Source organism: Zunongwangia profunda SM-A87, from assembly GCF_000023465.1.
GTDB classification, from domain to species: Bacteria; Bacteroidota; Bacteroidia; order Flavobacteriales; family Flavobacteriaceae; genus Zunongwangia; species Zunongwangia profunda.
The window spans coordinates 240,443-251,957 of the sequence record NC_014041.1 but is presented as its reverse complement, the minus strand read 5'-3'; the positions used below and the strand labels follow the sequence as shown (position 1 = coordinate 251,957).

General features: G+C 36.8%; 12 protein-coding genes. 6 read left to right on the top strand and 6 right to left on the bottom strand.

The genetic code is table 11. The features are described from left to right. Window positions 1–182: 182 nt before the first annotated feature. Window positions 183–1,100, top strand: coding sequence for a glycerophosphodiester phosphodiesterase family protein (locus tag ZPR_RS01215; RefSeq protein WP_013069764.1), 918 nt, complete (start codon window positions 183–185; stop codon window positions 1,098–1,100). Window positions 1,101–1,210: 110 nt separating this feature from the next. Here the strand turns inward: ZPR_RS01215 and rseP are convergent, their stop codons facing one another. Then, window positions 1,211–2,530, bottom strand: a complete 1,320-nt coding sequence (rseP, locus tag ZPR_RS01210) for an RIP metalloprotease RseP (RefSeq protein ID WP_013069763.1) — start codon at window positions 2,528–2,530, stop codon at window positions 1,211–1,213. 152 nt (window positions 2,531–2,682) lie between these two features. On the opposite strand from rseP, the gene ZPR_RS01205 reads away from it, so the two are divergent. The 4 genes from ZPR_RS01205 to ZPR_RS23315 all read left to right on the top strand — a co-directional run bounded on the left by ZPR_RS01205 (window position 2,683) and on the right by ZPR_RS23315 (window position 6,057). Next, window positions 2,683–3,357, top strand: coding sequence for an SCO family protein (locus ZPR_RS01205; RefSeq protein ID WP_041578495.1), 675 nt, complete (start codon window positions 2,683–2,685; stop codon window positions 3,355–3,357). Between the two features lie 181 nt (window positions 3,358–3,538). Next, complete coding sequence (locus ZPR_RS01200; RefSeq protein ID WP_013069760.1) at window positions 3,539–3,769, top strand: FeoA family protein; 231 nt, start codon at window positions 3,539–3,541, stop codon at window positions 3,767–3,769. After that, a complete protein-coding gene (feoB, locus tag ZPR_RS01195; RefSeq protein WP_013069759.1) occupies window positions 3,766–5,868 on the top strand; it encodes a ferrous iron transport protein B in 2,103 nt (700 codons plus the stop codon). The genes ZPR_RS01200 and feoB overlap by 4 nt, the downstream gene beginning before the upstream one ends. A gap of 36 nt (window positions 5,869–5,904) precedes the next feature. Further along, the gene (locus tag ZPR_RS23315; protein WP_013069758.1) at window positions 5,905–6,057 is read left to right on the top strand and encodes a hypothetical protein; all 153 of its coding nucleotides are present in this window, start codon (window positions 5,905–5,907) and stop codon (window positions 6,055–6,057) included. On the opposite strand, the gene ZPR_RS01190 is transcribed toward ZPR_RS23315, so the two are convergent. From ZPR_RS01190 to ZPR_RS01175, 4 genes are read right to left on the bottom strand one after another with little or no spacing between them, the layout of a single operon-like run. Beyond that, window positions 6,054–6,461, bottom strand: coding sequence for a hypothetical protein (locus ZPR_RS01190; RefSeq protein WP_041578493.1), 408 nt, complete (start codon window positions 6,459–6,461; stop codon window positions 6,054–6,056). The two genes, ZPR_RS23315 and ZPR_RS01190, sit on opposite strands and share 4 nt — an antisense overlap. Window positions 6,462–6,512: 51 nt before the next feature. Then, on the bottom strand, window positions 6,513–7,334 hold the full coding sequence (locus ZPR_RS01185) for a ZIP family metal transporter (protein ID WP_041578490.1): 822 nt from the start codon (window positions 7,332–7,334) through the stop codon (window positions 6,513–6,515). Between the two features lie 14 nt (window positions 7,335–7,348). After that, the gene (locus ZPR_RS01180) at window positions 7,349–9,241 is read right to left on the bottom strand and encodes an Nramp family divalent metal transporter (RefSeq protein ID WP_041578488.1); all 1,893 of its coding nucleotides are present in this window, start codon (window positions 9,239–9,241) and stop codon (window positions 7,349–7,351) included. Beyond that, window positions 9,234–9,896 carry a metal-dependent transcriptional regulator gene (locus ZPR_RS01175; protein ID WP_013069754.1) on the bottom strand — a complete coding sequence of 221 codons (663 nt, stop codon included), beginning with the start codon at window positions 9,894–9,896 and terminating at the stop codon, window positions 9,234–9,236. The genes ZPR_RS01180 and ZPR_RS01175 overlap by 8 nt, the downstream gene beginning before the upstream one ends. Before the next feature lie 460 nt (window positions 9,897–10,356). On the opposite strand from ZPR_RS01175, the gene ZPR_RS01170 reads away from it, so the two are divergent. Further along, window positions 10,357–10,815 (top strand): hypothetical protein, encoded by a 459-nt coding sequence (locus ZPR_RS01170; protein WP_013069753.1) that lies wholly within the window; start codon window positions 10,357–10,359, stop codon window positions 10,813–10,815. Window positions 10,816–10,929: 114 nt separating this feature from the next. Here the strand turns inward: ZPR_RS01170 and ZPR_RS01165 are convergent, their stop codons facing one another. Beyond that, on the bottom strand, window positions 10,930–11,292 hold the full coding sequence (locus ZPR_RS01165) for a hypothetical protein (protein ID WP_013069752.1): 363 nt from the start codon (window positions 11,290–11,292) through the stop codon (window positions 10,930–10,932). Window positions 11,293–11,515: the final 223 nt, after the last annotated feature.

Here is an 11,515-nt window from a genome sequence, read left to right as displayed (position 1 = left end):
AAATTTATTTCTAGAAATCAAAGCTTTATATTTAAAATCTTAGTCGATAACCGAGATTGAATGTTCTGGATCCCCATAACCATGGGTATAAGAATGGCTGAAATAAAAATTAATTTTCGAATATATGTCTGATGAGCTTGTCTTGAGATCATTCGCTCAATTTTTTTCAAAATCATAAAACCATGAAAATCGTTAAAATTAGCCTTCTTTTGATGGCACTGGCCATCCTAAGTTGTAAGGAGAACAACAAAGGTAAAAACGCTGCCGAAGAAAAAATCCCTACGGAGACATCAAAAATAGAAGTACAGGGGCATCGTGGCGAACGCGGACATTCCCCTGAAAATAGTATTCCCGGGTTTATTGCGGCAATCGATAAAGGCGTTGATGTAGTAGAAATGGACGTGGTTATGTCCAAAGACGGAAAAGTGGTGGTAAGCCACGAGCCGTTTATGTCTTCAGCTTATGTTTTAACTCCGGCTGGCGATACCATATCCAAACAGCAGGAAAAAGACTATAATCTTTTTACGATGACTTACGATAGCATCAAAAAATTTGATATTGGAAGTAAAGGCAATACCGCTTTCCCCGAACAAAAGAGATCTAAAACCTATAAACCTTTGCTTAGCGAGGTGATCGATAGCATAGAAAACTATATAGTATCCAACAATTTAGATCCTGTACACTATAACATTGAAATTAAATCTGATCCCACCGAATACGAAAAATCTCAACCAAAACCAGCTGAATTTGTACAGTTCGTGATGCAGGTTTTAGAAGAAAAAGGGATTATTCCCAAAATCAATATTCAATCTTTTGACGTTGCTATTTTAGAAGAAATGCACCAAGCTTATCCTGATGTTCTTTTAGCTTATCTTGTAGGAAGTGGAGAATTTGAAGAGAATATGAAAAAAATCAGCTTTACTCCACAAATTTATAGTCCCTATTATAAACTATTAGATCAGGAAAAAGTGACTGAAATTAAGCAAAGCGGCATGAAAGTAATTCCGTGGACCGTTAATGAACAAGCTGATATTGACAGGGTAAAAACGATGAAGGTCGATGGTATTATTACTGACTATCCTGAAAGAGCAATAGAGTAGAAAAACTTATAGCTCACAGTTATCAGATTTAGTAATTCGCTAATAACCGAAAAAGCAAAACCCGAAATTATAAAATTTCGGGTTTTGCTTTTTTCAAAATATGCTAGCTCTTATTTATCGAATATCGCCCGATAAATATCGTTTCCGTTTGCATAAAGCACCAGAGCGATCAGGATAAAGAACCCTACCATCTGGGCATATTCCATAAATTTCTCGTTTGGCTTTCTACCGGTAATCATTTCGTAAAGTAAAAACATCACATGCCCACCGTCCAAAGCAGGAATGGGCAAAATATTCATAAATGCTAATATGATAGAAATTAAAGCGGTGGTATGCCAAAAGGCCTGCCAGTTCCATGCATCTGGAAACATTCCACCTATAGCACCAAAACCACCAACCTGCGTAGCGCCTTTTTTAGTGAACACATATTTGAATTGATATACATAATCTCTAAGCGTCCAGTAGCCATCTTTAAAACCTTCAGAGATGCTTTCTGCAAAACTATATTGCTGGGTTTTCACCTCAAAATCTCTCCTTGGCGTTACTCCTAAAATACCATCTTCATCTGGAGTTGCCATTACACTTTTAATTTCACCATCGCGCTTAAAAACAATTTCCATTTCCTTGTTTTTGTTTGCTCTGGTATTTTTTGTCATTTCGTGCCAGTAACCAATTTCCTGATCGTTGATCGAAATGATACTATCCCCTTTTTGAAGCCCGGCAACATCAGCGGCAGTTTTAGCCGCTACACTATCTAAAATTGGTCGCTGGATAGGAATAAATGGCTGCATTATTCCGTCTTCGAACATTTGCTCGCCAATATTTTCAGGAATATTGATGGTTTCCTCAGCTCCGTTTTGATGCAATACTGTTACCGTATTTACATCGCGCATAAATAACTTGCGGTTAATATCTAAACTATTTTGAAGCTCTTCCCCATTTACTTTTAATACACGGTCTCCATCCTCAAAACCAAATTCTTTAAACTCATCGACTACAGCAAAGCCTTCCGGCATTTCATCTGGTCCAACATAATTGGTTCCCCAAACAAATAAGATCATCATAAAAAGCAAGAATCCCAATACCAGGTTTACCGTTACCCCACCTAACATGATAATTAAACGCTGCCATGCCGGCTTGCTTCTAAATTCCCATTCTTGTGGTGGTTGCGCCATTTGCTCTTTATCCATGCTCTCATCGATCATTCCAGAGATCTTTACGTAACCTCCTAAAGGAAGCCAGCCAATGCCATACACGGTATCTCCTATTTTCTTCTTAAAAAGCGCAAACTTTACATCGAAGAAGAGGAAAAATTTTTCAACTCGGGTTTTAAATAATTTTGCAGGTATAAAATGTCCAAACTCATGCAACACAATAAGCAATGACAAACTAAGAAGTAGCTGAATTGCTTTTACTATAAATGGATCCATTCGCTAATATTCAATTTTTAAATCGCACAAAAGTAGTCTTTTAATAAGACCTAGAAAAGTTTGAAAGTTATCTAGCATTTATCCTGCCAAAATTTTAGCACTTTCATGTGGCTAATTAACCGCCAGACCGTAATTTTGCATAAAAATTTGCTATGCGTAAATTTCTTTCCAGATATAAAATTTTCATAATCACCTTTGGGATTCTTTGTATGATGATTATGTGGTCCATCTACAGCCTTCTAAAGCCTGAAGAAAAACTTACGATCTACCAGCCCGATATGGTCAACAGTGAGCTGGTAGATACTACAATGCAATATGTAAGAAAATATCACCGGATTAAAGATTTTAAACTGGTAAACCAAAACGGGGATACCATTACCAATGCTGATTATAAGGATAAAATTTATATTGCCGATTTCTTCTTTACCACCTGCATGACGATTTGTCCCATTATGACCGATCACATGGTGAAAATTCAGGAAAGAATAAAAGACGATCCAGAGGTGCTATTACTGTCTCACACGGTGATGCCAAGAATTGATACCGTAGCGCAATTGAAACGTTACGCCGAAGAAAAAGGGGTTATCGATAGCAAATGGAATCTTGTTACCGGGGACAAAAAGCAAATCTACGATCTGGCAAGAAAATCCTATCTGGCGGCAAAAAGCGAAGGTGACGGCGGAAAATACGATATGGTACATACTGAAAATTTTGTACTGATAGATAAAAACAGACAGATACGGGGTTTTTATGACGGCACCAATCCTGAAGCTATCGAAGAGCTTATGGAGGATCTTAAAATCCTTAAAAAAGAATATCAGGAGTAAATAGCGCATTAAGCCTTTTATTAGAGAATTATTTTTTACTTCCTGAATCTGATAGCTATCCAAGCGAAACAAAAGCATATAATCTCGATTATCCAGTAAAAGCCTATATTTTAACGCCTAAACTTTTGTACTTGGTTAAATTCCACTATTTTTGCGTTGTTTAAAATCAATCTAAATAAACGTGAAGGTTACAGTTGCTCATTTAAAGCGAGGCGAACGCGGGATTATCAAAGAATTTTCCGCAGATAATGTACCACTAAAACTATTAGAGATGGGGTGTTTACCTGGTAACGAAGTAGAATTGGTACAAACCGCTCCTTTTAAAGATCCTATGTACCTTAACATCAACGGAAGCCATTTAGCCATCAGGAAAGAAACTGCTTTACAAATCGAAATAGAGCTTATCAAATGACGGGCAAACAGATCAACGTAGCGCTAATTGGGAATCCCAATACCGGTAAAACTTCAGTATTTAATCAACTTACAGGATTAAACCAAAAAGTAGGGAACTATCCAGGAATCACGGTAGAAAAAAAAGAAGGTATTTGTAAGCTTCCTCGTGGATTAAAAGCTCATATTATCGACCTTCCCGGCACTTATAGCCTAAACGCTTCTTCTCTGGATGAAAATGTGGTTATTGAGTTATTATTGAACAAAAATGATAAAGATTTTCCCGATGTTGCCGTTGTAGTAAGCGATGTTGAAAACCTTAAAAGAAACCTTTTACTTTTTACCCAAATAAAAGATCTTGGAATCCCTACAATACTGGTTATCAACATGGCCGATCGTATGGAGCGCAAAGGTATTTCTTTGGATATCGATATTCTGGAAGAACGTTTAAAAACAAAGATTGCCCTGGTTAGCGCAAGAAAGCGTACAGGGATCGATAAGCTAAAAGAATTAATAATTAATTCCCGAAATATCTCTACAGAGCCCTGCGTAAATGCTTCGGTTATTGACCCCGATTATTTTGGGAATTTAAGAAAAGCTTTTCCAAAACAGTCTATTTATAAACTTTGGCTGGTTATTACTCAGGATGTAAACTTTGGTAATATAAACCGGAATGAAATTGATAAAACTTCTGGTTTCAATACCAAATCATCATCAGAGCTTAAAAGACTTCAGCAAAAAGAAACCATTCATCGCTACCAGTTTATCAACGGGGTTTTAAAAGAAACGCTTCGTGTAGACAGCAATGCCGCCAAAGATTTAAGATCAAGATTAGACAGGGTTTTAACGCATAAAGTTTGGGGTTATGTCATTTTCTTTGCCATCTTATTATTAATTTTTCAGGCGATTTATGATTGGTCCAGCTACCCTATGGACCTAATTGATAGCACCTTTGCCTCTTTAAGCGAGTTTACCAAAGCAAATTTACCCGAGGGGGTCTTTACCAGTTTAATTGCCGAAGGAATTATACCAGGCTTGGGGGGCATCGTAATTTTTATTCCGCAGATCGCATTTTTATTCCTGTTTATTTCCATTCTGGAAGAAACCGGTTATATGAGCAGGGTTGTTTTTTTAATGGATCGAATTATGCGTCGCTTTGGACTTAGCGGAAAAAGTGTAGTACCTTTGGTTTCAGGAACTGCCTGTGCGATCCCTGCGGTAATGGCAACTAGAAATATCGAAAACTGGAAAGAGCGCTTAATCACCATTTTAGTAGTGCCCTTTACAACCTGTTCGGCCAGATTACCGGTTTATCTTATTATCATTGCCTTAGTAATCCCAGATGAAACATTTTTAGGATTCAACCTACAGGGATTAATGCTCATGTTTCTTTATCTGCTTGGTTTTGGAACTGCTATTTTTTCGGCCTGGATTTTAAACGGAATCTTAAAGATTAAGAGCAAAAGCTATTTTGTGATTGAAATGCCCAACTATAAAGTTCCACTGCTTAAAAACATTGGAATTAACGTGGTTGAAAAAACAAAATCTTTTGTATTTGGTGCCGGGAAGATTATCCTTGCTATTTCTATTATCCTTTGGGTTCTGGCAAGTTACGGTCCCGGAAATGATTTTAATAATGCCGAAGAAATAATTCGTAGCAATTACACCGAACAAAACATCCCTACTGAAGAAATAGAACAGGAAATCGCCAGTTATAAACTGAAACATTCATACATTGGGATTATGGGACGTGGTATCGAACCGGTCGTAGCCCCTTTGGGCTATGACTGGAAGATTGGTATCGCAATCATTAGCTCTTTTGCGGCTCGTGAGGTTTTTGTGGGTACGTTGGCAACGATTTATAGCGTGGGTAGCGATGAAGAAGAAACCATTAAAAACAGAATGGCGGCAGAAACCAACCCTGTACTTGGCGGCCCGCTATTTACTCTGGCCAGCGGTGTAAGTTTGTTGCTTTTCTATGCCTTTGCTATGCAGTGCATGAGTACCCTGGCAATTGTAAAAAAAGAAACCAATAGCTGGAAATGGCCAGTATTGCAATTAGTGATTATGAGTGTTTTTGCCTATGTGGTAGCTTTAATTGCATTTCAGGTCTTAAATTAATACGTAAGAATTTTATAGAATTTCGACTTAAATATTATGGAACTTATACAGCATATTTTAGTTTTTATCACTTTTCTAACTGCGGTAGGATACCTCATCACCAAATTTGTGTGGAAACCGGCATTTCTTAAAAAGAAAGCACAAAAAGAGAAAGCCTGCGGAATGAGTGACTGTGGTTGCAGTCATTAATCAAGCAATTCTTCTAACTGAATCGTAACCTTATATTCAGATTGTTTGATTTTTTGGGGAGTTTCAGGATATGGAGCCAACCCAAGTAATTTTAAATGGATATTGGCTAATTGTGGCAATTGAAAATAAACATCTATGAAGCTCCCAATTTCTATACGATATTCCTCATACACTTCATCTGCTTTTCTAATTTCAAGTAAAACTTCAGCAGTTCCTGCCCATACACAGGTTACACTTTTGGGACATCTGGAATCTGAAATGACTTTTTTAAACACAATGCTATAATTTCCGCAATCTAACTGTTCACCTACTTTTAAAAAAGATTGAAGCCTGGCCACCTCGCTTTGTGCAGACAGGCTTACTCCATTAACTAACAAAATTAAAATAAGTATAATCTTCTTCATCGTCACCTTTTTCTAAAAGACGATATTTTTGAAGCAATGTTGCATTCGTTTTTACCCAAGACCAACATCTAAGGTCATCATTACCATAAAACCGCCAATAAAGCCTAAAGTACTTACATCGGTATATTTACTTTGCTGGGATTCGGGTACCACTTCTTCAACTACTACAAAAATCATTGCACCTGCTGCGAAAGACAGTGCATAGGGTAAAATAGGCTGAAATGTCATTACCGCCCAAGCACCAAGTACAGCTGCAACGGGTTCTACAATTGCAGAAAGCTGCCCGTAATTAAAACTTTTTCGTCGGCTAAACCCCTGCCCTCTTAAAGGCATCGCCACTGCAAATCCTTCAGGAAAGTTTTGTAGACCAATTCCAATGGCTAAAGCCACAGCACCGGCTATACTGGCGCCTTCAAATCCGGCTGCTGCACCGCCAAATAATACTCCTACCGCCAGCCCTTCAGGGATATTATGTAAAGTAATTGCTAAAACCAGTAATATGGATTTGTGCCACGGGGTTTTTATCCCTTCTTTTTCAGTAGTGTTAAAATTCACATGTAAATGTGGCAATATTTTGTCCAGGCCAAAGATAAAAAGTGCCCCTAAACCAAAACCTACTACCGCAGGGATGGTTTTTTCAAACCCTTCACCCGGGCTCATTTCGATACCGGGCGCCAGCAAACTCCAAAAACTGGCCGCAACCATAACTCCACCTGTAAACCCCAGCATCCCATCAAAAAGCATTCGGTTCATTTTCTTAAAGAAAAACACCAGACTAGCTCCAAGAGCGGTTAATCCCCAGGTAAAAAGCGTGGCATAAAAAGCGGCTAAAACAGGGTCTAAAGTTTCAAAATAAGCTATTATTTGGTTCATCATTATTTAGTAAGTTAAGTAATAAAAATAGGAATCTCTACCCGATGCCTCACTACATCTACCGTTGTCCCCAATAGGATATCTTTAATCATTTTGTGCCCGTGCCGCCCCATCACCAGTAAATCGAAATTCGCTTCTGCAGAATTCAATAATTTAGGAATGGCTTTTTTGGGGGTTCCAAAACTAAGGTTTATATCTGTATGATATCCCAAAGCCTCTAACTGGCTCTTATAATTTTTTAGAAACTCCCGATCTTTATCGGTTTCATAGTCTTTTATTTGTGTTCCATAAATAAAAGCTCCAGGAGTTTCTACGGTGTGCAAAAGAGTATATTTTGCATTTTTCCCTCCAATTTGAAGAGCCGCTGAAATACTTTTTTTATCAGATCCTGAAAAATCGATAGCGATCGCAATATGCTTAAAGTTCTTCTCTGCAATCACTTCAATAGTTTGTGGATTTTTATGTGGCGCATGATTAGTGATCCAGCCACGACCCAGCTTTTCTTTAAATAATGGCCATAATGAAATAAAAACCAATAGTAATATGACGGCTATGGTTATAGGCACTATAAAAACCCAGATATAAGTGGCATCTTCAACCGAAGTTATCCAACTTTTCAATTCATCAAAAACAAGCTTCGCATTTAATAATACTATCACAAGACTAATTATCCAGGAAGCGATAATAAGCGGCCATTTTATATGAAAGCCATTCATGGTCTTTTTATCGCTTACAAAATGAATAAGTGGGATGATTGCGAAACCAAGCTGCAAGCTTAATACCACCTGGCTAAGAATTAAAAGTTCTCCTGTAGCGCGCTCCCCAAAATAAATTATAGTAAAAAATGCAGGAACTATAGCTAACAATCTTGTGATTAAGCGGCGCACCCAGGGCTGTATCCTTAGATTTAGATAACCTTCCATTACAATTTGTCCGGCTAAAGTACCGGTAAGCGTACTACTTTGCCCTGCTGCGATTAAAGCCAGCGCAAACAGAATAGGGGCTAAAGAAGAACCTAAAAGCGGTTCCAGTAATTTATGCGCATCCTGAATTTCTGCAACTTCAAACATTCCGTTTTTAAAAAAAACCGAAGCGGCGAGGATCAAAATTGCAGCGTTTACGAAAAAAGCCAGATTTAAGGCAATGAAAGAATCGATAAAATTAAAAAGAAGTGCCTGTAGAATACCTTTTTTTGTCTTTTCAATCTTACGCGTTTGCACCAGGGAAGAATGTAGATAAAGGTTATGTGGCATCACCGTAGCTCCAATAATCCCTATCGCGATATAAAGTCCGTCGTTATTGGGAATCGATGGTACAAAGCCTCCTAAAACCTCAGGTATATCAGGCTTTGCCAAAAATAATTCGAGTAAAAAAGATCCCCCTATTATCGCGATAAGTGCTACGATAAAGGCTTCCATTTTTCGCATTCCCTTATTTAGTAAGAATAAGAGTAAAAAGCTATCAAAAACGGTAATGGATACTCCCCAAAGTAACGGAAGCCCAAACAATAACTGTAACCCAATCGCCATCCCAACCACCTCAGCAAGGTCACAGGCTGCAATGGCAATTTCAGCAAAAATATAAAGCATAAAATTCACAAAAGGGGGGTATTCTTCCCGTGAAGCTTGTGCCAAATCCATCCCACGAACAACACCAAGCCGGGTACTTAAACTTTGTAAGAGTAAAGCCATAATATTAGACATTAAAAGTACCCAAAGCAAAGAATAGCCAAACTGGCTACCACCGGCAAGATCTGTAGCCCAGTTACCGGGATCCATATAGCCGACACTAATTAAATAAGCTGGACCTAAAAACGCCAATATACGCTTCCAAAGGGATTTTTTTCCCGAAGTATTTACTGAACCATGAACCTCTTCAAGTGATTTATGTTCATTTCTATCACTCAACTTCTACCGGTTTTAAATAAATATTATTAGCAGCGACTTTAGAAATTGTAAGTTCTTTATTATTCATTTTCAGGATCATCGAACCATCAAATTGTTCCTTCTCTAAAATGCTAATCGATTTTCCCAATTTGATTTTATTTCGATCTAAATATTGCAGAAATGCTGCTGAAGAATCCTTAACACCTACACAAACTCCATGCTCTCCTTTGTCAAATTCTGCCAGAATTTTTTTCTCTAAATTTGCAAAATTACCTTCGGCATCGGGAATAGGGTCACCATGAGGATCACGTTTAGGATAATCCAGGAATTTATCAAGTTTAGCGATTAATTCATCAGATTTTATATGTTCCAACTGCTCAGCAATATCATGTACCTCATCCCAATTAAAATCAAGCTTTTCTACCAAAAAATACTCCCATAAACGATGCTTCCTAATAATTTGTACAGCAATCGCATTACCTTTCTCACTCAGTTTTACTCCCTGATACTTCTTGTAGTTCACCAGTTCTTTTTCTGAAAGTTTCTTGATCATATCAGTAACCGAGGATGCCTTGGTTTCCATTTCCTCTGCCAGTGCATTTGTACTTACACCCCGGGTATATTTCTTCTCTAAATGATATATTGATTTTAGATAATTCTCTTCTGAAAGCGTCATTTCCCTATTTTATTACACACAAAAATACATTTTTTATTTTTAAAACAAATTTTTAGCCTTATCTAAAATTATTAATAATCAATTAAATATAACTAAAATAAAGCCATTTAATTATCATTCTTGTTCTTTACTTGAGCTTCAAAAAGGTGGGATTAATCTATACATATCTCTATAAAATGTTCTTTACCTGTAGTGATAAGTTTTGGTAGTACAACGATTGTATTCATGAAGGTTTTTACAAGCAGTTTGTAGTGCATTAAAAAAAGATTAAAAACTCATAGAGAGCGATAAGAGTTTGGGTATCTTATTTTAGCTCCACTGCAATAGGCCTTACAGCGTAATCATATTTAAGAAATACATCCATCATAAAAAATGTCTTAAAAAAATTCCATGTATTTAAAGTTTAACAACCTAGAAAGCAACCTGAAGTTGATTTTGGTATCTTCATAAAAAGAATAGTATGCCTGTTTACAAATTAACCACTACTATATTATTATTTTCTATGAGTTTATTTATGAGTTGCTCTACTGATGATGCTGAGGTAGTAATCGAAAAACTCTCATATGAAGTATTACTGGAAAGCCAACTAAGTTATTACGAAGAAGAAAAAATACCTAAGCAATATCAGGTTTTTACAAGTCAGGAAGATTGGTTAGCCTTTATTCCAACTATCGAAAGAGTAAATCCTGATCACGCGAAGACATTAAGAAACATATCGTTCGATTTTAATAATAATAATTTAATCATTGTAATTGGCGAATTCTTTAATTCCTGCTGTTCCCAAATTACCATTAACCAGATCTTTAAAAGAAATAACAAAATTATTATAAACTTCGAAGAAAGTGAGCCAGGAATGGCTGGTGCTTTAAGTCAGACTTATTTAGTCTTAAAAACCTCTAGGAGTAGACAACACCAGTAGACTATCTTACATTACAGCCCGCAAAACTTGAGATATCATTATAATATTTAGAAGAAACAAATGCTCTCATCTCTACCATTTAAAATTGCAGCGATCGACACTAATTACTAAATTCTAATTCTTAGCGACGTACTCCAGATAATAATTAAGCTGCAATTTAAAGATTGTGCCTTCAACAAGATCACAGATTTCATTTAATTCGAAAGCATTAACTGCAAAATCCATTTTTTGAAGTGGTGATTTCAACAAAATATTACGCTCACACACATCTGAACTTAAACAACGAAAACACTGGGGGTTACGACGTCTTGCTACTCGAATGTTTTCTGAAAACAACATTACTTCCTCAGGTAACAAATAGAACCCCATATCTTTAAACACCAGTTGCACCCGATTTTCATCTGTATTGCCGATCCCATTTTTCCATTTAAAAGAAATCCCGGTATCGTTGTGATAAATAACATCTACATCTTCCATACTTCTCTTTTAAGTAGGTTTACACCAAAGATAAGAATATTATTTAAAACCAGTCTAAATAGATGAGGTTTTAGTAGTTGCGCCTTCCAGCATTTAAAATCGAAATTACTGTATTTAAGATTTTGAAATTTAAAGGTAATCGGCCACTGCCTTACTGAAGAAATCAATTATACCAAAAACTAGCAAATCTAAACAACGAAATTAATTTAGACAGTGATTTTCT